The organism is ANME-2 cluster archaeon (assembly GCA_019429385.1).
Lineage (GTDB): Archaea > Halobacteriota > Methanosarcinia > Methanosarcinales > Methanocomedenaceae > Methanocomedens_B.
This window is the reverse complement of record JAHYIS010000022.1, coordinates 1-21,622: the sequence shown is the minus strand read 5'-3', so window position 1 is coordinate 21,622 and position 21,622 is coordinate 1. Positions and strand designations below refer to the sequence as shown.

Here is a 21,622-nt window from a genome sequence, read left to right as displayed (position 1 = left end):
ATGATAATTACACGCCCAAAGACAATCGAAGAAATACTCACCATGCTTGAGAAGTTCGCACCTTCACCTATCTGCGTGGTTGGTTGTGGCATATGCGCCCGTAAGATACAGACCGGAGGTGAAACCCAGGTGACCAGTCTGGTAGATGAACTGCGCAGCCACGGCCTTGACGTGCTTGACGGCAAAATGGTAAAACATGCCTGCAGTGCCACGTCATGGGATGAGTTGAGTGAGGAAGTTCCTGCACTTGCACAGGCCAGCGCACTGCTTGTGCTGAGCTGCGGTGCCGGTGTTTCATTGCTGGGCCGTATCTCAGGTAAACCCGTGCTGCCCGGCCTTGATACTACATCCATCGGCGGCGCTCTTGGAGATGATATCTCTGAGGGGTTGTGCAGTATGTGCGGGGAATGCGATGTGGCCATATATGCGGGACTGTGCCCGAAATCAGGCTGTCCCAAATCCCAGGTAAATGGGCCCTGCGGCGGCTCCAGTGACGGAGACTGCGAGGTAGGGGGGCGGAAATGTATCTGGGCCAGGATATTCGAGACCCTTGATAGCAGGGGTTTGTTAGCATTACTGGATGATACCAGGCCACCGGTGTGCCATGACAGGAGGCTGTAAGATGGGATTTGCGGATGTGCTGGATTCAGGGAAATTCATAATAACTGCCGAGGTCAGTCCGCCCAGAGGTACTGACCTATCAGGAGTACTGGCCGAAAGCCATCAACTGCAGGGCCTGGTGGATGCCGTGAATGTCACAGATAACCAGCGTGCCATGATGCGGATGTCTCCCATGGTACTCTGCCACAGGCTGGAAGAGGCCGGATTTACTACTATTATGCACATAACGTGCAGGGACCGTAACAGGCTGGCACTCCAGTCCGACCTGCTGGCAGCCCATGCACTGGGAATACGTAATGTACTGGCTATGTCAGGTGACTACCCGACCATGGGTGACCAGCCATCAGCCAAACCGGTATTTGACCTGGATTCTGTGCAGTTGTTGCAGATGATTGAAAAGATGAACAATGGACTCGATTTCCAGGATGAGCCCATTGATGGTCCCACATCCCTGTGTGCCGGTGCGGTGGCAAATCCCGGTGCCAGGCCGCTGGCGCTGCAATTGCTTAAGCTCAATAAAAAAGTATCGGCAAAAGCCCGTTTTATCCAGACCCAGGCTGTGTTCGATGCAGAAGTGTTCCATGAGTTCGCAGATGTTATGAAAAGTACCGGAATACCGCTTATTGCCGGTATCATACCCTTAAAGTCTGCCCGGAGCGCCAGGTTCATGAATGAGAAGATACCGGGTGTTACCATCCCCGAAGATGATATGAGAAGAATGGAAGCAGCATCAGACCCGGTATCAGAAGGGCTGGAAATCGCAGCCGAAACCATAGCCAGGATCAGGCAACACTGCCGGGGCATACATATCATGCCTGTCGGCGGACAGGGAAATACCAGGCGGCTGCTTGAGATGTGCGGCCTGGACTGAACGAATTATTGTAACTACATGTATGTGAGAACTATGGAAAACGGAAAAACACACGTAGAACTGGCAAAATGTGGCATTATTACCCCGCAGATGGAAGCTGTTGCATCCTGTGAAGGTATAGAATCTGAAGTGGTCCTCAGCAGGATAGCAGAGGGGAGCCTGGTCATCATGACCAGGGGCCAGGTATCGGTGGCAATAGGCAAAGGTGCTACTACCAAGGTCAATGTGAACATCGGTACTTCCAGTGCAAAGATAGACCCTGAAGAAGAAATTGAAAAGGCCAGGGTGGCCGAGAGATACCGGGCTGATACCCTGACCGACCTGTCAATGGGCGGGGATATCCCCTCTATCAGGCGGTCTATCTACCAGCATACCACCCTGCCCATTACCACGGTCCCCATTTACCAGTCAGTGGCACAGCAGGGTATCTACTCCATGACAGAAGATTACCTGTTGAATACGATTGAAAGCCAGGTCGATGAAGGAGCAAGTTCTGTGGTACTGCACTGCATCGAGCGTGACTGTATCGAGAAATTGAAAGGCAATCCCCGTATCATGGGAATGGTATCAAAGGGGGGCTCCTTTACCAGTATCTACATGCTTACCAATGAATGCGGTAATCCGTTCATAGATAATTTCGATTCTATCATGGATATCCTGAAAAAGAATGATGTAGTACTGTCACTGGGCAATACCATGCGCAGCGGCTGCATCCATGACAAACCTGATTCCCCGCAGCGACAGGAAATGCTGACAAACATGAAACTGGCAAAACGAGCGAACGCTGCAGGTGTACAGGTGATAGTGGAAGGTATGGGAGGGCACGTACAGGCATCTGAGGTGGCCGGGTATGTGAGATACCATAAAGATGCGGGGGATTTTCCTCTGTTCGTTGCCGGACCGCTGCCAACCGACGTTGCCGTGGGCTATGACCATATTGCCGGTGCTGTTGGCGCATCCATGGCTGCAGGTGCCGGTGCTGATTACCTGTGCTATATAACACCGTCAGAACACCTGAGGCTGCCCACGGTGGACGATGTGAGGGAAGGCCTGGTGGCGTTTCGCATTGCTGCGCATATTGGCGATTCCATAAAGTTCGGAGCCGGACAGCAGGATAGGGAACTGGCTAAATCCAGGGCAGTGATGGACTGGGACGGGCAGATGCAGCATGCTATAGAACCTGAGAAGGCATCGAAAATGTGTCCAAAACGGGGCCCTTGTACTATGTGCGGGGATTTCTGCGCTCTTGAGATCATGCATGATTTTTTGAATGGTGATACTGGTGACAGTAGTAGTAATGGTAACAACGGGTCAATGGTAAAAGAAGGGACAATAAAGTCAAAAATACTATGATCGAGTGTTTATGCCAGAAAAACTTGAATTATTCGGGATAAAGACGCCGCTTATCAGGCCGGGTGATGATATAGGCAGCGTGCTCATCCATTCGATAAGGGATAGCGGGCTGACCATCATGGAAGGGGACATCGTGGTGCTGGCCGAATCTGCTGTGGCTACTTCTGAAGGGAGGGTGGTGGACCTGAAGAATGTGATACCTGGCAGGGAGGCAATAGCACTCGGGGAAAAATATGCCGTGGACCCCAGGGAGATGGAACTGGTGCTTCAGGAATGCGATGAAATACTGGGGGGTGTCCCGGGTGCGGTACTGACAATTACGAAGGGGAACATGTCACCCAATGCAGGGATAGACAGCTCGAATGCCCCTGAAGGGTGTGTGGTGTTGCTGCCGGAAGACCCGACAGCCAGTGCTGTACGGATAAGGAAACAACTGCAAAAAGAGTTCAACTGCCGCCTTGGTGTCATTGTGGGCGATAGCCGCACCCAGCCCATGCGGTTGGGATGTGTGGGTATTGCATTGGGATGTTCAGGGGTCCTGCCCGTGGAAGATGCCAGGGGCACCAGGGACCTTTTCGGGAAGGAACTTGCTATTACCAGGAAGGCCACTGCCGATAATCTTATGTCTGCGGCCCAGTTGATAATGGGGGAAGCGGGGGAGAGCATACCGGCGGTAGTTGTGAGGGGGAACGGAGGGATTGTCGTGGATGAGGATGTAGGGATACCGGTATTCACGAAAAAGGAATGTATGTATTATAGTAATATATCAAATTGATACAGCTGATGTTACTGTACGTATTGACAATTATCAAGCTTCCCAGGTTTATAATAGTCGCGTATTACCCTTGAAAAATGACCCCGGACTCATTGGCCCAGGCTTTCCCGAAGCATTTCCACCCCTCGCTCCAGAGCCTCAGCGATCTTACCATCATCGGGACCGCCACCCTGTGCCAGTTCGGGCCTGCCGCCGCCGCCGCCGCCCACGACTTTAGACATCTCCCGGACAAGGTCGCCTGAATGAACCTTATTTATAGATTTTGGCAGAGCATATTGCCCAAATGCTACTACAATCTTTGCACCTTCAAATTTACTTCCTAATAGTGCAACTACATCTGGGTCTCCTGTTAATTCGCTTGCGAGTTTCACTAGTTCTTCAACATTAGCTCCATTAAATTTTTCCTTAACTATTATTACACCTTTAATTACATTTTTTTTATCTTTTTTAGCTTTTGAAATGTAACTTGCAGCTCTAGCTATCGCTAATTCTTCCTTTAGCCTTGAAGTTTCCTTCTTGAACTCCTTCCATTCATTGAAGAATCTGGCAGAAGTCTCTGGTAGGTGTTCAAGTGTCACATCAAATACATCAGCACTCAGGCGCAGCAGGTCGTCCAGCTCCTGCCAGCGCTTCACAGCAGCCTCTCCTGCCGCATATTCCAGCCGCTCAACGCCATCCTGTATCCGCTCGGTCTTCAGTATCTTGATGGGACCGATAAGCCCGGTATTGCTCACATGGGTCCCGCCGCAAGCCTCCACATCATCTCCCACTTTGAGCACCCGTATCTGTTTACCGGGAGGCACACCACCCTGGTAGAGAACGAACCCGAATTTCTGTTCAGCCTCGGTCCTGTCCATCCAGGTGATCTCCACCGGGATGTTGGCCATTACCGATTGATTGGCTATAAGTTCTATTTTCTTTAATTCATCATTCGTGATACGTTTGAAATGAGAAAGGTCCAGACGTGCTCTGTCCGCGCTTTTCTGGGCACCGGCCTGCCAGATATGTTTGCCCAGTACCGTCTTGGCGGCATCGTTCACCACATGGGTGGCAGTATGGTGCCGCATATGGGCCATCCGTCTCTTACTGTCCACCGAACCGTCAACTATATCCCCCGGTTTCAGGTCAATGTTATCCTCTGTGACCGTATGTAATATCACTCCCTGTCCTATCTGGACATCCACCACATGATATGTTGTATCCCCTTTTGTGATCACACCATGGTCATGGGGCTGTCCACCGCCTTCGGGATAGAACTGTGTCCTGTCAAGAATAATATTACCGTCCACCACTGCAACCACTTTTGCCTCGAATTCAAGCTCTTCTGGCTGGTAATAATATGACCTCTCTGTAGGGGGAATTCCCTCAATACCGGGAATTGCCACTGCTATTTCTTCCTTCTCTTCCGCTTTACTGTGGCTTTCAGCCACAAGTGAATAAAATGTATCGGGCAGGTCTATCCTCAGGCCGATCTCCCTGGCCACCTCTGCCGTTATTTCAGGGGGTATGCCATGAGTATCGTACATCTGGATGACCTCATTCAGCGGGAATTGCTCACCTTTGTCCATATAATGGCGTGCTGTCTTTGCTACCAATCGCCGCCCCCGTTCGAGGGTATCAGCATATTTCTCCTCTTCCCTGCCAAGTATCTCCACAATGGTACCCAGCCGCTCCCTGAACTCGGGATATTCGGGCATATTGTCGATCTGCATGGTAACAATATCGGATAGTGGCACCTTCATTCCGGCTTCAGCCATAAGGCGCAGGGTCCTGCGCAATACCAGCCGTGCCAGGTATCCCGCTTTCACGTTAGAGGGAATGATGCCATCCCCGAACATGAAGGCAAGGCATCTGCTGTGGTCGGCTATGGCGTACACTCGTTCCACAGGTTCCATAATGGTCTGGAGCGTTTCTACTTCAATGCCGATATTTGCAGCCACCTTCTTGCGGAGTTCTGTAAGGTTTGCATGTCCCGTAATGTCCATCATTCCTGCAAGCTTTGCATTCTGGGCAAGGATATTGGCATACACGGGGTCGTCCAGCTTATGCTCCACCCCTGCCATTTCCATGAGTTTACTGACAATTTCGGGGAACACTGCATCATAGATAGTTGGCGAACCCTTGCTGGCCCATACGAACCGCTCAAGACCGTAACCGGTATCCACGATGTAATTGTCCATTTTCACATATGGGTCGCCTTTGATAATGATACTGCCACCCTTTTGCTGCTTGAGGTCCATGAATACGAGCGTGGCCACCTCAAGACCGCCTATAAGCACTTCGACGCAAGGCCCGGCATTGCCACCACCCGCCCACGGTTCTTCCTTAAAGGTCACAGCTTTTGGGTCGGCGCCCAGCTCGGTAAGCAGGGCATCACAGTAAGCGACGGTCTCGTTCTTCCAGTAAATTTCCCTCTGTGGGTCATTAAAAGCGTGATGTGCCATCATCTCGAAATTGGTGAGATGGCGGCCGCTGCGCCCCACCGAATCCAGGTCGGGCAGCCTGATACAGGGTTGGCTGATGGTCAGGGGATTGGCCGGGGGTGGTACCATTCCCGAGGTCACGAATGGCTGGAAGTCGGCAATGCTGGCGATGGTAAGGTAAATGTCGTCCCGCCAGCGGGCAATAACAGGGTAGCGGTCCAGCCGGGTATGTTTCCGTGCCTCGAAGAAGGAAAGGAATTTCTCCCTCATCTGGGAGAGGTTATACTGTTCTTTGAAGACGGGGGCGCCTATGAATGAATAATGGTCGCAGGGTGCATCTCCGCATGTTGTCCTGTCCGGGTCACGTGTCCAGTATACACTGCTGCATTTTGAACAGGTTTTTCTTACAAAGCCGTTCTCAAAGAAGTATTCAAGCTGGTATTCGTCTTCTTGCATGGTATTCCCTGTCTTGGTGATTGGGAGTTTTAATGGTCTTTATCATGAAAAAGTTTGCGCAATAACGTTTGGTCAGGATATTTCAACACTTGAATCGTTATTTATTATTGTGAGATGACCATGAGTTTATATACATACAAATTATATTTACATTATAACAGTCAGCTTATTCAATTACTTATAGATTGGAAAATGGTCCAGCTATATAACGTTTTTTGGATTAATTGACTGGAAAATCAGAAGAATAAATTGTATAGACTTCTCAATGAATATGCTCTTTTTTATTCAAAGTGCTTTCATGAAAAAATCCGCAATTGCAGCTCTGGTTTATATAAACTAAATAAAATAACATAGAGGAATAATATATGAGAAATGATAGAAGTGGTAGAGGCGGCAGTGGCGGCTTCGGCGGTGGAAGAGGCGGAGGCGGTTTTGCATCCATGGGTCCAAGAGAAATGCATAAGGCAACCTGTGCAGATTGCGGTGTGGAGACTGAAGTACCTTTTGTTCCATCCGGTGATAGACCAGTGTACTGCAGAGAATGTTACCAGAAGCATAGGCCAAAGAGATAATTGAATTATATAATATTTAAATTATTAAACAAGAGGGAAGATAGATTAAACATATCATTTCCCTCGATACTTTTTTCTCAGTGAACCTTACAAGAAAATCATCCCTCCGGTCGGATTAACTTGAGTACAAAAAGTTATACTTTATGTACAATCAAAAATGCAAGACTGAAAACAAATAGAAATACTGGATACCCTGGGCAACCAGAATAAGTCGAACCGCAGTATTCTGGGATCGAAACGGAACCCAGCACCAGATGCCAGGGGAAATGGATATTTTCTATTAGCACTAATACCACATTATGTCAAGAGAATTCACCCAAAAAGACATCGACATTTTCAACAAACTTGCCCCTGAAATGGAAGGCAACCTGAATTCCCCCGCAGGTCACCAGTACCTCTTCATCCTGCGCCCCCTCTCCCACAAGGTGGCCGAGTCAAGCGAGGACTTCAAGGAACGGCTATTGCGTCTCACCAATGAGGAACTGGAATACCTGCTGGACCTGGGGCTCAAAGCACAGGAAGATATCAGGGGGCTGGCAGAAGGCGATATGTACGCATTTGTCGAGGCCATAGAAGAACGAGTGCCGCAGAGGTTGTCCGAACTCAAGGATTTCCTGGGCATATTCGGTTGACCAGTTACTTCTCCCTGCGTAAGACACTGTACTTCTGGACCTTCTTCATCCTGGCAAGGTTCAATACTCTTGCCATCTCCTTTTCTTCAAGGTCCATGGATTCAATATAACCAGACTCAACCGCCTCGTTGAATATCTCGTACCCCCGGCCAGTCCTGGTAAATACCGTGGTCCAGCCATCAGGAGTGCCAACACCCCCAAAACTGATAGCGGCATTTTCGGCAGTCAGGTCGGTACAGTACTTGCATGAAGAACTCCGGTAGGGGTCAAGCTCACTAAGGTCGTGCACAAAGGTTTCCCCGCCAGTTTCCAGTTCTATTTTGCCCCGCCGTATCTTCATGCTCTCAATATCTTCCAGTTTCAGGTGCCTGGATGCCACAAACTTCTCAATACCTTCATCGGAGAACGTATCCATGCAGAACAGTCCCAGGGGAAGGATATTGGCACGCATGAACATATGCAGCAATCCGTAAGGGCTTTTGTATATTTTGTAGACCGCATCGATATTGCAGGATGGGCCCACGAAGGCAATACTGCGCATTCCCTGCTGGACAGCGTTCATCAGGGCCTGGATGGTCATGCTGTGCGTATAGATGCTGCCGGCAGACTCCATCAATTCATCAGCAGTCGTGGCAATGATAGGTACGGGTCTCCAGGGGTCATCCCTGGATTTTACTGTGACGATGGCACAATCTATGAGTCCTTCCTCCAGTGCATAGGCCAGCAGGGCCGTGACCACACCCCCATCCTGTCCATGAATCCCTTTCATTGCTGACCGTGCTGCATAGGGATGTCGTATCCTGCCGATGAGCCCGTTCTCGGTGGTAATGGTGCGGGGACACTGGTTATAGCAGATACCGCAGGCCGTACAGGGTCCTATCAACTTCGGTTTTTCACCATCCAAAATAATGGACGGACAACTGGCAGCACAGGCTCCACATGCCGCACAGATACCGGGTTTGATAATATCCTTGCGCAGCTGTCCGAATGATATCTTCTCTTTCGTCTTCAGGCTGCGTTTGACCCTGACAATGTTCTTTGCCATGTCATCGAATTTTTTCTTGCATTCGGGGTCGTGAAAATAATACGTTTTACCTTCAGATTCGGTAAAATACGGAGTTGTCCGGGGAACTTCACGTTTGCAAATAGGGTCGACAGGCATGTATGTTCCTTCCCAGTTGTGCATGGTACATAAAGTAATACAGTATGTACTGATACAGAGTCATACTTTTTGCATTATGAAAAAGTGACTGGTAAATTATTATCTCCCGGGATGGTATTGATAAGCAGTGCTGAATCTGCCCTCGATATAATCAAGATATACAGCAACAACCAGAATGATAATTGCAGCCAGTAAGATCAGAATGCCAGACATCATCATGACAAGCGTTGATGTTGACTTGAATACCAGAAATGTGATGCCCATAAAGGCAGCAACTATTGCTGTTGCCAGGGCCAGGTAATATAATTTTAACTCTGAATCTACTAATTCTTTTAGCACGTTATTCACCTACATCCAGTTTTATTTTTAGACACTCTTATATCTTTCCATCTTGTTATTGTAACCAGGAAATAGTATGAAACTCATTACACCTGAATTGCTGTCCCCTGCTGGCAGTATGGAATCATTAAAAGCTGCTGTGGAAAACGGGGCAGATGCCGTTTATCTGGGAGCAAAGGAGTTCAGTGCCAGGCAATCGGCCGATAATTTTGACACAGAAGGACTGCTGGAGGCAATTGATCTTGCCCACCAGAGGGATGTTTCGGCTTATATCACGGTCAATACCCTTTTGAAGGACAGTGAACTCAGTGATGCCACTGCGTATCTGGAACTGCTCTGCGAGCACGGTGCAGATGCTGTGATCGTCCAGGATATCGGCTTGCTGGGGATGCTCAGGACACACATGCCTGGTCTACCCATGACGGCAAGCACGCAGATGACCGTCCATAACAGTGCGGGAGCACGAATGTTCCGGGACCTGGGAGTGAAACGGGCAGTGCTTTCCAGGGAAATGAGCCTTGAAGAGATACGGTCCGTCCGTTCGGAAACAGATATCGAGCTTGAGGTTTTCGTACACGGAGCATTGTGTATCTGCTATTCGGGCAGGTGCCTGATGAGCAGTTTTATGGGCGGCAGAAGCGGTAATCGGGGACACTGTGCCCAGCCATGCAGGAAATTGTATGAACTGCCAGGGCGCAGGAACACTACCGGATACCTGTTGAGTCCAAAGGACCTCAACCTGTCTTCCCGGCTGCATGACCTGATGGAGATAGGTGTTGATTCCCTGAAAATAGAAGGGCGCATGAAACGTCCCGAATATGTAGCTGTGGTCACAAAGACCTACAGGGATATCCTGGACCGGTATTCTGATGACCCGGATGCCACTGTTACACCAGAAGAACAGCAGCGTCTTGAGACAATATTCAGCAGGGGGTTCACGGAAGGTTATATTACCGGTGACCCTGCCAGGTCACTTATGAGCATGGATAAACCTGGTAATCGCGGTACGTTGGTTGGGCGCGTGACTGGATACGGCGGCGGTGGGCGGGGCAGGGTGTCTGTGAAGCTGGATGTTCCTCTCAATCCTGGTGATGGTGTCTCGATCGAAGATAAAGGCACGACAATCAATACATTATGGATTGGAAGAGAGAAGATCGACACGGGATCGGTCGGTTCTACAGTAAGTTTTACGTTTGACACGCCGGTTCCTAACGGTACTCCTGTTTACCGGAACTTTGACCCTGTACTGATGGAATGGACAAAGGCGACATACCACTCGATGCACAGAAAGATTCCGCTTGATATTGAAGTAGAGGCAATAGTTGGTAAACAACTCTTGATAAAGCTGACTGACCGGGATGGTTTAACAGCCCAGGCCATCTCTGATGCGGTCATCTCACCTGCCAGGCAGAGGCCGCTGGATGAAAAAGGTCTGGGGGCACAGGTCAGTAAATTGGGTGATACTGTGTTTGCGGCCGAAAATGTTGATATACGGATGGATGGGAATATTTTCATACCCATAGGAGTCATAAATTCTGTTCGGCGCGAGGCTGTGGAGAAGCTTGCGCAGCTACGTGTCGAAAAGTACCGGCGCAAATGCAAAACAAAAGTATCAGCTACACCCTTATCCGATATATTCAGGTCCGATATTATCCTTCATCCAAATAGTAACAGAGCCGCACGAGCACTATTGTCAATCCGTGTATCCGGACCTGATGGTGTCAATACCGCGGTAACTGCCGGTGCTGATAGGATATATATTGATATTGAGGGCATCATCGGGAATATTCCCCTGACCAATGTTGCAATCCAGCAAGCACATCTGGCAGGTGCGACCGTGTATGTCCGGCTGCCTGATATTGTAAAAGACGGCGAGGCAGACCTGGTTATTACTACAGTCAGGGGATTGAGTGAAATTGACGGTATACTTGCTGCTGCACCTGACCAGATGTACATGTTCAGGGATATGGACATTGCAGTTGCAGTGGACTATCCCACAAATGCTTTCAACCGCAAGAGCCTGGATTTCCTGACCGGGATGGGAGCGGGTAGCATTACGGTTTCGCCTGAACTTACCCTTGAGGAGATCGCATGCATGTCTGAAGCATACACTATTGAATGTGTTGTGCAGGGGGGTATACAGTTAATGGTATCTGAACATTGCCTCATTGGAGGCATTAAGGGATGCGGCAGTCCGAAGAGAGATGAGAATGAGGAGGGTGGATTCAGGGTAGAAAGACCGTGTGATACTCCTTATGCCATCAGGGATGAGAAAGAATTCACGTTCCCTGTCGAGCAGGACGATCGGTGCAGGACGCATGTGTATAATTCCCGGGAACTGTGCATGATAGACCGCCTTCCGGGTGTGCTGGATGCGGGTGTTTCGTTATTGCGGATCGACGGGATGCGATACAATAATACGCAGGTGGGCGAGATTACCGGACTCTACAGGCAGGCCCTTGATTCCTGCTTGGTTACGGGGGAGCAGTTCAATGGTAGCGAGTATCTGGCACAGGTGAAGCAGCTGTTTACCAGCGGTTTGACATCTGGCCATTATTTCAGGGGGGTTCTGTGATGGGTCGGGTGTTCCTGTCCGGTGCTATACGTGGGGGGCGCAGGTTGGTTGAAACCTATCGGTTCATGGCTGATGTGATGATAGGTGAGGGAATGGAAGTATTAAGTGAGCATGTAGCTAAAGAAAACGTGTTTGCGGAAGAGAAAAACATGACCGAAGATGAGATTTTTCAGCGGGATATGGACGGCATCGAGCAGTGTGACTGCCTGGTGGCAGAGGTGAGCGTGCCTTCGGTGGGTGTGGGGTATGAGATATGCCATGCTGTGGGTCTGAAGAAACCTGTGCTCTGTGTGTATGAACGGGGTGCTAAAGTGTCTGCTATGGTACTGGGGAATAGGGGGATTGTGGTGCAGGATTATGATGATCTGGACGAGCTGCGCGGGCTTTTGCTGGAATTTATCAGGTCTATCTAAATTGATCACCATGTGTTTTTATTTTGGCAATTCTCAGGAAGTACAACATACCGAACATAAAAAGAACAATGGTTTTGATATCATTGGATGAACTGTTACCTTTTAAAGTAAAACTGTATACAAAAATGAGTTGAAAATTGTCTTTATTCGGATAATCATTTGATTTTCCTCTTAAAAAAGAGACTGAAAACCATAAAGATACCAATAAAAATGAATAGTATTGTTCCTAATTCCAATAATTCCACGAACAATTCAGAAATAGTAAAACCGAATAGATAAATCGCTTTATAGGATTCCCTTATAACAAACAATAGGATTCCAATTGAGATTATTATGGTAGGAGTTTTAAATTTGTCTCCTTTCAGGAACAATATGCTTTTTACAATATCCTTTTTCGTCACCATGAACCATAATATATATGATAACATTAGTAAAATAACAAAACCGATTATAGCATTTACCATCTCAAAATACTAGTGTAATTTCGAATAATTTATTTTTCAGGACTCCTTTATTTTGTCGATATTTGTAAATGAATATTGATCCAGGTTTTTGCCTAAAATTTACGAATCGTGACTTATGTTGTTAATTTGATAATATTTAACACTTCCTGATACCGTTATTGCATAAACGTATTTATTGAAAGTGCATTTATTAGGATTTATTATTAGGGACGCTTGAAAAACTGGATGATGAGATTGTACCAGCAAGAGACACTTTCGAGATTATGAGTGATCCTGAAACTTCGAACGATATTGAGGAGGTTTAAGGGACATTATAGAGGGCGGTTCATAAACCATTCAATAATCCACAATTTAGCAAACCGTTACAAGGCAGGTTCAATGGTAAAGCAGTTACCATATTTCCCTCCAAAAAACCACCACATCAGCATCAGACATGCTTACCCAATTACCACCAATGCTCCATACGTAATCACCCCGGCTGCCAGTGGAGACACAAACCACATAGTGACTATCTTCTGTACTGTTTCATTCCTTGCTGTCAGCAGTCCTTCATTGGCACACCCTATCCCGATTATTGCCGCCGTGACAATCTCACCCAGTGAAACAGGGATTCCCATAATAGAGGCTGCATGGACTAAGACAGCTGCAACGAACTCAACAAATACCGCCCTTATCGCGCAGAGTTCAGTAATCCCATTTCCCACCGTTTCAAGGACCCTCGACCCGAGCAATATCGCTCCTACACCGATGGTCAGACCGCCTATGACAGCTCCGGTGCCAGAATCCATGAACCCTGCGCCGACCAGAGGGCCCACAGCATTTGCGGCATTGTTGGCGCCTGCCGAATATGCCACGTAGCATCCGGAAATAGTAAGCAGTAACCCGATGATTTTTCGTATTGTAGCTTCTGATTTATGGTCAACGATCCATAAAAGAATAACCGGGTGAAAATATTTTCCCATGATAAAAGCCAGGAAAAAAGCCACGAGGGGAGTGACAACCCACCAGGATACTATCCTCGTCAGGACATTCATATCCAGCATCCCCACGTAAATACCCAAACCTGCAACCGCGCCTACGGCAGCCTGGCTGGTGGAAATGGGGACTTTAAGCATATTCGCTATGAACATGCTGATACCTGCAGCCGAAATGGCAACGATAGCATAGACAACCGTAATGTTCCCGCTGGGTACAATACCGTTACCCAGGGTCTTGATGACCTCGCCTCCGCTCAATACCGCACCCAGGAAAGCAAATATCGCAATGAGTATCACTGCCTGTTGCCTGGTCCGTGCCTTAGCCCCGTAGGCAGCACCCATAGATGCTGCGGCATTGTTCCCGCCAATGTTCAATCCCATGAAAACAGCAGCAGCATAGGCAGCCAATAATAGTATCAAAGACATTTGTAGTTCTTTACTCCATTTCAATATTTATATAACAATTGGAAACAATTATCATACATATTTTCCTGTCTGTAGATTATGCATTTATTATAAAGGAATAGAGAATACGGCCATATTTACCCATTTGTAATAATGGAGCAACATTTGCCACATCAAGCATGTATATTTAACTACAACAAAGGAAAAGTAGCAGATTACAATGACACAACGAACTATAGATTATGAATCTCTTAAATCAGGCGGTTTCATGCGGCAGCGCCAGCCAAACCAGTTCGCCTTCCGCCTGAGGGTAGTGGGCGGCCGTATCGAAGCCGACCAGCTCAGGGCGCTGGCAGATGCAGCAGAAAAATACGGGGACGGGCATATACACCTGACCACCAGGCAGGGTATTGAGATCCCGTTCATACACGCAGATGATGTGGAATCAGTCAGGAAAGACATGGCAGATGCCAACCTGCGCAAAGGTACCTGCGGACCCCGCATACGGGGTATCATGGCCTGCCAGGGCAATACCGTTTGCCCGCGGGGCCTGGTCAACCCGCAGGACCTGGCACAGAAGATCGATGAGAAATATTTTGCTGCCGGAGTTCCCCATAAGTTCAAGATAAGCATCACAGGATGCCCGGCTTCCTGCGCCAAACCCCAGGAGAACGATTTCGGGGCCATCGGCGGTGTGGAGCCTAAATGGCTCGAAGAGGAATGCATTGGCTGCGGCCTGTGCCAGGAGATATGCCGCAAGGATGCCATCATTGTCGAGGACGGTGTCGTAACATTCGACCGCGAGAAATGCGACCTCTGCGGTGATTGTATCTCATCCTGTCCCACCGACGCATGGATTATCGAAAAGACAGGGTATACTCTGCTCATTGGCGGCAAAATAGGACGGTTCCCTCAACTGGGCACCGCATTCGTTGAACTGGTGGATGAAGTGCAGCTCTTTGAGATACTTGATAAGACCATCCGGTTCTTTAAAGACAATGCCCAAAAAGGCGAACGCATTGGCGATACAGTAACTCGTGTGGGCATTGAACCATTCAGGAAGGCTGTACTATGAATCCGGATATGGTCCCCTCAAGGTCAATAGATACCTGCGGCGAGGTCTGTCCTATGAACATGGTACGGACAAAGTTCGAACTGAAGGACATGCTGCCGGGAGAGATACTGGAAGTCACCCTTGAAGCGGGGGAACCTGTCAGGAACGTCTCTCGCAGTGTAAAGGAAGACGGGAACCGCATAATCAAACTGGAAAAATGTGACACCCATTACAGGATGCTCATTCAAAAAAGGTGAATAAATGACAATGGAAACAGCAGAAATTGAAAGACTTGCAGCCGAATACGAGCACCGCTCACCCCAGGACATCCTGAAATTAGCACTGGATACCTTTGGAAATAATGCAGCTATCTCATTTAGCGGTGCAGAGGATGTGGTACTGGTTGACATGGCAGCAAAACTCAGTGATAATGTGAGGGTGTTCAGCCTGGATACCGGGCGGCTCCACCCGCAAACGTACAGGTTCATCGAGAAAGTGCGTGAACATTACGGCATCAATATCGAGATATTCTTTGCCAACAGGGACAGAACCGAAAAACTGGTCAAGGAAAAAGGACTGTTCTCATTCTACCGCGACGGCCACCAGGAATGCTGCCAGGCGCGCAAAGTGGACCCCCTGAGGCGGGCACTTTCTCAACTGGATTCCTGGATTACCGGACAGCGCAAGGACCAGAGCCCGAATACCAGGACCCACGTACCCGTGATACAGGACGACCCGACATTCGGCAGTGCTGACCACCAACTTGTCAAGTTCAACCCCATTGCAAACTGGACCTCAAAACAGGTATGGGACTATATCAGGGCCAACGATGTCCCCTATAATGAACTGCATGAACAGGGATTTACCAGTATCGGATGCGAACCCTGTACCAGACAGGTCCTTCCAGGCCAGCATGAGCGGGATGGCAGGTGGTGGTGGGAAGAAGCCACCAAGAAAGAATGCGGACTGCACGCAGGTAATGTGAAATAGGTCTCACCGAAATATCAGAGTATTTCAACGGTAGTTCTTGAATTAAATTCCGAAAACACGAAATGGATACACGTAGTGTTATCCCTGTCTTGAGGTATAACCCTGAAGCAATGATAAGGACTTACATTAAAGAGGAGGTTAATGATATGGTATTACTTCTCTTTTATCCTACCAAAACAGAACCAGAACAACGGTGATCACAAGCATAATACCATCCTGCATGATCAACGATATGAGCATAATCGGCACGCCCAGATCTGACTTAAAAATTCCCACGTAAAACGGCAGCGAAGACCTCATCCTGACAATACTTGATAACATCCTTCCTATAAGAAGTGTAATAACAATATCTTTTGAAGACAACATACCCGTTGTCAATAAGTTACCTGCAATAGTATACGCTGCAATATTACTGGCAAACCATCCTGCTATTATTGGCAATCCGTCGACCGGGACATATCTGGTAATGAATGAACTGTTCAGGTATACTGAAACGGTATCAAAGAATCCCATATCAATAAGCTGGAACACCACAATCGACACAACGGTCATAGTGATTATTATCCGTTTTAACGGCCTGGCTGATGCCCTTGCAGCATTCCTGAACCCAGCCCGGACCCCACTTCCCTTCTGAGGATAGCAATCAACGTTACATGCTTCCTTTGGTTCAAGCAAAAACCGACCCACTACCAGCGTTAATACTGTCCTCAACAATCCCACGAACACCACCACACCCAGGTATATCAGACCGGTTGTGCCCAGCAGGATTACAATAACGGGCAGCATGTTACGCAATATTACAATGGTGGACGGGAACGAATTGATGAGCGATGCTAAAATGGTCTCACGCCTGTCAATTATCCCCTTATTGTACATCTGCGCCACCATGGAATTGCCTGCTGTGGGCGAACCAAAAGATGCCAGGAAACTCACACCGATGTCTTCCCTTAAGTGGGCGAACCGCATAAACGGTGCAGTAACAAATCCCAGCCTGGCCACGAGTCCCATCTCCACAAGCCATTCCATGATAAAGATACCCAGCACAGTGGGGGGAATGATTCTGAGGAGGTATTCAATAGCATAGTACAGTGCGTCCAGCCACATAGATGAATGAAATTGTGTTCACATGAGATAAGAATTCGGGCTTGTATTAATAACCACGAATCATCACTCAAGGGGATAACCTGCGGTTAAAAACAGCACATATATAAGAACAGCTGCAGGAATCGTCAAAATGAAAGGCAGGATAATACCTGCTGGATATTTCACTCTTGAATTATTGGTACCAGTGAATTGTATCAATTGCATGGGAAGGATAAAAATGGCCGCATAAACAACAACTCCCAGGGGAAATGCCAGCACAACGCCGAGAGGATTTTGCAGGAAATAACCGGTTCCGATGTATTCTTACAATACACCTGTAGAAGCAGCGGTCATCAATGCTTCTTTTTCAGTAGAAGCATATTTCTTTGACAGATACAAATACCAGGTACCGAACCACACTGTCCACAGGCCAGTGACCAGTACAAGGTCTATCCAGAGAACAGGGTATGCAATTTTATTTCCCAGCAGGTAGCAATATGTCTCCTCGGTAACGGTTACAATAATGGATAACAGCAGGAATCCTTTATAATTATATAATCCTATCCGCTCAAAATACGGGACAACAAGATGGCGAAAACGATACGCTAGCCCACCGAATATGAGGCCGAGGTTACACCAAAGGCCACTACTCTCCATTCTCCGGCTAGGCTTAAAGCCAGGATAACCAGGCCGAACCAGATAAGCAAAATCTTCCAGGCAGATTCAATGTCCAGGTGTGAAATGGTTTTTTTCATACCATCATACTGCAGGAGATGTTTTCACTCAACATTAATGAAGACTATTCATTGAACGATAACGGTACCTTTCATATTTGGATGATATTTGTATGAATATTCATATATTCCTATTTGATTAAAGGTCCATATGAATGAATCACCTTCACCCAGATCGTCTGTGACCATGCCTATGATCGTTATTTTATGCGGCGTGGAGTCCATATTGGTCCATTTCACCACACCTTTCATTGGAATGGTAATCGTTTCAGGGACGAATGCATTACCTTCCATGGTCACTTCTGTAAGGCCATTTCTTGGAGTGGATACTGGAGTGGCTGTTGGTGAAGTTGTAGGTGTTGCGGTAGGCGTTTCAGTGGCTGTTTCTGTGGGTTCGGGGATGTTCGTGTAAGTGCACCCGATGGTAGTGAATATACTTACCAATATCAATATGAGTAATATTGTGTGTTTCATAGTTGTTCACTCCATTATATCATCTGACCTGTCATTCCATCATATTAACCGTGAGCGTTCCCCCGTTCAATACATCCTGTTCAGCCACGTCCACTGTCTTCGATATGGTATCCACCGTGAGCGTATAGGGGCCGATAGGTCTGGTGTCGAAATTAGTCTGGCCTGAAACGGGGCCAAGTGTGGAATAAGGTACTTCAAAGCTGAATGTACCGTTTTGAACTGTGGTTGTCTGGGTATAGGTGAATAAACGTCCCTGATTGGTCATAATATCATTCGATAAAGTTACAATAGCATTATCAGGTGCACTACCAGTAATGGTAGCTCCCTCAACAAATTCGAATATCTTGACAAAACCGGTGTTCTCGATTTTAAGATTTCCACTATAGAGCATATTATATTGTGCCTTGCAGCTCTGTTCCATATTGCCACCGCTGGCATAAGGATTGGCCAGTGATTCATGCACGAGACGGTAATGTTTCAGTCCGTCACCGTCAAAGATATGCAGACGACCTTCCATGCTGGTGTACCAGTATTGTTTGTAAACGAGTTGTTGCTGACCTGAAATCACGGCATACGTCCTGAAATCGCTCCAGTCCTTCCCGTCCCATATACCCATGACATCATTAATGGCATAGGCCATGTATGCGTTACTCACAATGTAGCGTGAACCCGGTTTGTCATTGATACCAAGGTTCCATAATACTTCATCGGCATCTTCCTCTGACTGGGCAGTAAAGAATGTAGATGCACCCGGGGCGTGGGAGGGGCCGCCGCCAATACCTGCCTGGAAAGGGTTGGCGTTGGGTATGCGGTGACCGAAGTAGGTGATGACATGGCCGTAGTCCCACCAGGACATGACTCCGTAGGCGGTGTCCGGATACGGGAACGTCTCACCTGCTGGTGGACGGTCATATACAGCATCGAAGTCAAGGCCGGGGTCCGGGGTGTTGTAGCGCATCCAGTTCATGGATTCGTACCACTGGTAGTAGTCTGAACTGGTTGCTCCGCCGGCTGTGGAACGGGATGCTACGTTGAAGTTGGGCAGGAATACCAGCATGATCACGACTGCGACAATGAGAGCGGATAGCAGATGACGGGACAGGTCTGATGTTATGAATTCCTGCAGGTCGCTGGGGGTCGAGACCCGGGTTTTTAATTTTAGAGATAGGTCTTTGAAGCCTGCAATGTCGAGAAGTCCTATGCCTATGAAGGATGATAGTATGGCCACATTGACTGAATAGTAGTAGAACCAGCGGTTCTGGCCGGTTGTGAGGGCAAACATTATGAAACACCATATAAGGAACATGGCTTTTTCAGGTTCCCACTTGCGGAAGATGAGTATGGCCCCGATGACAACCATAGCAAGCAGGGCGATATAATAGGTTGATACGAAATCAAAGATGCCGGGGTAGTTGCCGAAATTGTTGGGGTAACCAGCATATCCGAATATCATTTCAGGGCGCGGGGGGGAGGCTTCGGCGATGGTGAGGCCGCCGCCCTCGCGGGGCTGGAAGATGGTGAAGAATGTGGCAAAACTTGAGAATACGCTGGGAATGAAGAGCTTGGCTATGACCAGACCGGTGGCGTATATGCCAACAATGGTGAGGGGGTAGTAGATTCTCTCAATGTTCTTTTCCCGCATTTTTATGGATAGTAGGCCCAGAATCAGGAAGAATATGGCGCTGCCCAGGGTGATAAGGATGTGGAGGTAGGAGTAACGGTGGGCTGAGAATGAATTCATCGGGTCAACGAAAAACAAAATTAAAGGAAAGGCAGACAAAAAAGAGATAAAACTAACAAAAGATAATCCTTCGCTAGATTGGTTCTTCATATGATATATTATAAACTGCAGGACAATGAAAATAGCAACAATACCACCGAAGAAAACACCATTAGACCACTGTAACATGTATAAGCTAAAAGCTACTCCAGATATTATGGAAATAATAGCTGGATGCTTAATTTTGGCCCAATTTTTTTCAAGAATATCAAAAACCGATATATCCATTCCCTTGACCGAATTAATTGCCATAATTAAAAACATCAAATATAACGTACTGAAAAACACTTCACCTGCATGGTGGTCAGTAAACCCCATTATGGAACGAGACAATATCTGACCAGGCATAACAGCAATCATGAAAGCCGCCAGCAGACCCACACGCCTGTCAAATACCTCCCTTCCCATGAAATACACTGGAAATACCAATAATGCGCCGAATATACCGGGGAAATATGCACCAACCATTCGTGTCAAATCCAGACTGGGGGAACCTGCCCCCAAAATCAATGAAGTGATAGCGATCATGTATGTCCAGAGTGGGCCGAAGTGGATGCTTTGGCCATACGGGTATAATGTGAATGTTTCAAACCAGATCCTATGTGGAAAATTCTTAAGAAGGTTCTCAACAAGACGCATATGGAATACGGCATCATCGGCGGCAAATCCTACTATGCCTCCCCTGAATACGGCATCATATGGGAGCACTGTGCGTATGTACAAAGCAAGGGCAAAAATAAATATGACAAAGGGAGTGTAAATTGAAAACATATTTTTCAGCGAAGAAATTATTGGAGCTTTTTCAGGCTTTGGATCGGGCATGTCATCTGATTTTTCAGTCAATTGTTATTCCTCACATTTAAATCAAAGAAGATATAATTATAATAACATCATAGTATAATAGAAATGTAAATAAATGTTTTGAATAGTTTCGTTTTTTGTGCAGTCCTGAATATTATGACATCATTAAATATCCTGGTTTATGTTGTATCTTACATCTTCAACTGCTTCCCATGAGCCAGATGTTGGGATGAAGGATGAAAAGTTCATGATGAGCTGGGTAATCACGAAGGATCGGACGGTTTCACCCATTTTAGGCAGGATGAAAAATACCAGAAATACCAGGTATGCAGGGTTTTGTATGGCGACCATTGGATAAAGAACAGTTAGTAATAGAACTATCACTGGAGAGACGATATGTGTCAGAAGAGCGTATGGATAGATGATTCTTCCAAATCGTCCTTTTCCAAGCATATCGAGATTCTTACTGTATACTCTTCTCAATCCGTTTATCCGTTTCATCTTCTGGATAATACGACCTTTTACACTCAATGGGACACGTTCATATACAATGGCTTTTGGTTCGTACACCACACGATAGCCCGATCTGATCACCTTGAAGAGCATGTCCGAATCGTCTGCATAGGCATCGGGGTCGATCGTTATTTTCTTTAACAGGTTTGTCCTGA

General features: G+C 47.4%; 21 protein-coding genes. 11 read left to right on the top strand and 10 right to left on the bottom strand.

The features are described 5' to 3' along the window. Genes K0A89_08400 through cofE form a run of 4 tightly spaced genes read left to right on the top strand, consistent with a single transcriptional unit; the run spans window position 1 to window position 3,620 of the window. Complete coding sequence (locus tag K0A89_08400) at window positions 1-621, top strand: methylenetetrahydrofolate reductase C-terminal domain-containing protein (GenBank protein MBW6518505.1); 621 nt, start codon at window positions 1-3, stop codon at window positions 619-621. Between the two features lies 1 nt (window position 622). After that, window positions 623-1,492 (top strand): methylenetetrahydrofolate reductase, encoded by an 870-nt coding sequence (locus K0A89_08395; GenBank protein MBW6518504.1) that lies wholly within the window; start codon window positions 623-625, stop codon window positions 1,490-1,492. Between the two features lie 18 nt (window positions 1,493-1,510). Beyond that, a complete protein-coding gene (gene thiC, locus K0A89_08390) occupies window positions 1,511-2,845 on the top strand; it encodes a phosphomethylpyrimidine synthase ThiC (GenBank protein MBW6518503.1) in 1,335 nt (444 codons plus the stop codon). A 10-nt stretch (window positions 2,846-2,855) separates the two neighbouring features. Further along, on the top strand, window positions 2,856-3,620 hold the full coding sequence (gene cofE / locus K0A89_08385) for a coenzyme F420-0:L-glutamate ligase (GenBank protein MBW6518502.1): 765 nt from the start codon (window positions 2,856-2,858) through the stop codon (window positions 3,618-3,620). Between the two features lie 89 nt (window positions 3,621-3,709). Here cofE and alaS read toward each other — a convergent pair whose 3' ends face one another. Then, window positions 3,710-6,499, bottom strand: coding sequence for an alanine--tRNA ligase (gene alaS, locus K0A89_08380; GenBank protein ID MBW6518501.1), 2,790 nt, complete (start codon window positions 6,497-6,499; stop codon window positions 3,710-3,712). A gap of 365 nt (window positions 6,500-6,864) precedes the next feature. On the opposite strand from alaS, the gene K0A89_08375 reads away from it, so the two are divergent. Together K0A89_08375 and K0A89_08370 are read left to right on the top strand one after the other, a co-directional pair. Further along, window positions 6,865-7,071 carry a hypothetical protein gene (locus K0A89_08375; GenBank protein MBW6518500.1) on the top strand — a complete coding sequence of 69 codons (207 nt, stop codon included), beginning with the start codon at window positions 6,865-6,867 and terminating at the stop codon, window positions 7,069-7,071. 299 nt (window positions 7,072-7,370) lie between these two features. Next, a complete protein-coding gene (locus tag K0A89_08370) occupies window positions 7,371-7,703 on the top strand; it encodes a hypothetical protein (protein ID MBW6518499.1) in 333 nt (110 codons plus the stop codon). A 4-nt stretch (window positions 7,704-7,707) separates the two neighbouring features. Here the strand turns inward: K0A89_08370 and K0A89_08365 are convergent, their stop codons facing one another. Both K0A89_08365 and K0A89_08360 read right to left on the bottom strand, forming a co-directional pair. Then, a complete protein-coding gene (locus K0A89_08365) occupies window positions 7,708-8,865 on the bottom strand; it encodes a Coenzyme F420 hydrogenase/dehydrogenase, beta subunit C-terminal domain (protein MBW6518498.1) in 1,158 nt (385 codons plus the stop codon). Window positions 8,866-8,964: 99 nt separating this feature from the next. Then, a complete protein-coding gene (locus tag K0A89_08360; GenBank protein MBW6518497.1) occupies window positions 8,965-9,204 on the bottom strand; it encodes a hypothetical protein in 240 nt (79 codons plus the stop codon). Window positions 9,205-9,280: 76 nt separating this feature from the next. On the opposite strand from K0A89_08360, the gene K0A89_08355 reads away from it, so the two are divergent. Then, the gene (locus K0A89_08355) at window positions 9,281-11,779 is read left to right on the top strand and encodes a U32 family peptidase (protein MBW6518496.1); all 2,499 of its coding nucleotides are present in this window, start codon (window positions 9,281-9,283) and stop codon (window positions 11,777-11,779) included. After that, entirely contained in the window at window positions 11,779-12,192 is a 414-nt protein-coding gene (locus K0A89_08350) for a nucleoside 2-deoxyribosyltransferase (protein MBW6518495.1), read from the top strand. The genes K0A89_08355 and K0A89_08350 overlap by 1 nt, the downstream gene beginning before the upstream one ends. 901 nt (window positions 12,193-13,093) lie before the next feature. Here the strand turns inward: K0A89_08350 and K0A89_08345 are convergent. Then, window positions 13,094-14,059: an inorganic phosphate transporter family protein gene (locus K0A89_08345; GenBank protein ID MBW6518494.1), complete on the bottom strand. Its 966-nt coding sequence runs from the start codon at window positions 14,057-14,059 to the stop codon at window positions 13,094-13,096. A gap of 199 nt (window positions 14,060-14,258) precedes the next feature. Here K0A89_08345 and K0A89_08340 point away from each other — a divergent pair, with 199 nt between their 5' ends. From K0A89_08340 to K0A89_08330, 3 genes are read left to right on the top strand one after another with little or no spacing between them, the layout of a single operon-like run. Then, window positions 14,259-15,113 (top strand): 4Fe-4S binding protein, encoded by an 855-nt coding sequence (locus K0A89_08340; GenBank protein MBW6518493.1) that lies wholly within the window; start codon window positions 14,259-14,261, stop codon window positions 15,111-15,113. Further along, the gene (locus K0A89_08335) at window positions 15,110-15,349 is read left to right on the top strand and encodes a sulfurtransferase TusA family protein (GenBank protein ID MBW6518492.1); all 240 of its coding nucleotides are present in this window, start codon (window positions 15,110-15,112) and stop codon (window positions 15,347-15,349) included. Before K0A89_08340 ends, K0A89_08335 begins: the two co-directional genes overlap by 4 nt. A 4-nt stretch (window positions 15,350-15,353) precedes the next feature. Further along, window positions 15,354-16,082 (top strand): phosphoadenylyl-sulfate reductase, encoded by a 729-nt coding sequence (locus tag K0A89_08330; GenBank protein MBW6518491.1) that lies wholly within the window; start codon window positions 15,354-15,356, stop codon window positions 16,080-16,082. Between the two features lie 168 nt (window positions 16,083-16,250). On the opposite strand, the gene K0A89_08325 is transcribed toward K0A89_08330, so the two are convergent. The 6 genes from K0A89_08325 to K0A89_08300 form a co-directional block, all read right to left on the bottom strand. Further along, complete coding sequence (locus tag K0A89_08325) at window positions 16,251-17,186, bottom strand: nucleoside recognition protein (GenBank protein MBW6518490.1); 936 nt, start codon at window positions 17,184-17,186, stop codon at window positions 16,251-16,253. A 63-nt stretch (window positions 17,187-17,249) separates the two neighbouring features. Further along, window positions 17,250-17,444 (bottom strand): hypothetical protein, encoded by a 195-nt coding sequence (locus K0A89_08320; protein ID MBW6518489.1) that lies wholly within the window; start codon window positions 17,442-17,444, stop codon window positions 17,250-17,252. Between the two features lie 45 nt (window positions 17,445-17,489). Continuing rightward, entirely contained in the window at window positions 17,490-17,822 is a 333-nt protein-coding gene (locus K0A89_08315) for a hypothetical protein (GenBank protein ID MBW6518488.1), read from the bottom strand. 146 nt (window positions 17,823-17,968) lie between these two features. After that, window positions 17,969-18,373 (bottom strand): cupredoxin domain-containing protein, encoded by a 405-nt coding sequence (locus K0A89_08310; GenBank protein ID MBW6518487.1) that lies wholly within the window; start codon window positions 18,371-18,373, stop codon window positions 17,969-17,971. A gap of 31 nt (window positions 18,374-18,404) precedes the next feature. Next, the gene (locus K0A89_08305; GenBank protein MBW6518486.1) at window positions 18,405-20,996 is read right to left on the bottom strand and encodes an oligosaccharyl transferase, archaeosortase A system-associated; all 2,592 of its coding nucleotides are present in this window, start codon (window positions 20,994-20,996) and stop codon (window positions 18,405-18,407) included. Window positions 20,997-21,119: 123 nt separating this feature from the next. Next, the coding region (locus K0A89_08300; protein ID MBW6518485.1) for a glycosyltransferase family 2 protein at window positions 21,120-21,622 on the bottom strand (503 nt) is incomplete at its 5' end.

Coding starts and splice junctions, on each gene's coding strand:
- K0A89_08400 (MBW6518505.1), top strand. CDS start 1: ATGATAATTACACGCCCAAAGACAATCGAAGAAATACTCACCATGCTT.
- K0A89_08395 (MBW6518504.1), top strand. CDS start 623: ATGGGATTTGCGGATGTGCTGGATTCAGGGAAATTCATAATAACTGCC.
- thiC (MBW6518503.1), top strand. CDS start 1,511: ATGTATGTGAGAACTATGGAAAACGGAAAAACACACGTAGAACTGGCA.
- cofE (MBW6518502.1), top strand. CDS start 2,856: ATGCCAGAAAAACTTGAATTATTCGGGATAAAGACGCCGCTTATCAGG.
- alaS (MBW6518501.1), bottom strand. CDS start 6,499: ATGCAAGAAGACGAATACCAGCTTGAATACTTCTTTGAGAACGGCTTT.
- K0A89_08375 (MBW6518500.1), top strand. CDS start 6,865: ATGAGAAATGATAGAAGTGGTAGAGGCGGCAGTGGCGGCTTCGGCGGT.
- K0A89_08370 (MBW6518499.1), top strand. CDS start 7,371: ATGTCAAGAGAATTCACCCAAAAAGACATCGACATTTTCAACAAACTT.
- K0A89_08365 (MBW6518498.1), bottom strand. CDS start 8,865: ATGCCTGTCGACCCTATTTGCAAACGTGAAGTTCCCCGGACAACTCCG.
- K0A89_08355 (MBW6518496.1), top strand. CDS start 9,281: ATGAAACTCATTACACCTGAATTGCTGTCCCCTGCTGGCAGTATGGAA.
- K0A89_08350 (MBW6518495.1), top strand. CDS start 11,779: ATGGGTCGGGTGTTCCTGTCCGGTGCTATACGTGGGGGGCGCAGGTTG.
- K0A89_08345 (MBW6518494.1), bottom strand. CDS start 14,059: ATGTCTTTGATACTATTATTGGCTGCCTATGCTGCTGCTGTTTTCATG.
- K0A89_08340 (MBW6518493.1), top strand. CDS start 14,259: ATGACACAACGAACTATAGATTATGAATCTCTTAAATCAGGCGGTTTC.
- K0A89_08335 (MBW6518492.1), top strand. CDS start 15,110: ATGAATCCGGATATGGTCCCCTCAAGGTCAATAGATACCTGCGGCGAG.
- K0A89_08330 (MBW6518491.1), top strand. CDS start 15,354: ATGACAATGGAAACAGCAGAAATTGAAAGACTTGCAGCCGAATACGAG.
- K0A89_08325 (MBW6518490.1), bottom strand. CDS start 17,186: ATGTGGCTGGACGCACTGTACTATGCTATTGAATACCTCCTCAGAATC.
- K0A89_08315 (MBW6518488.1), bottom strand. CDS start 17,822: ATGGAGAGTAGTGGCCTTTGGTGTAACCTCGGCCTCATATTCGGTGGG.
- K0A89_08310 (MBW6518487.1), bottom strand. CDS start 18,373: ATGAAACACACAATATTACTCATATTGATATTGGTAAGTATATTCACT.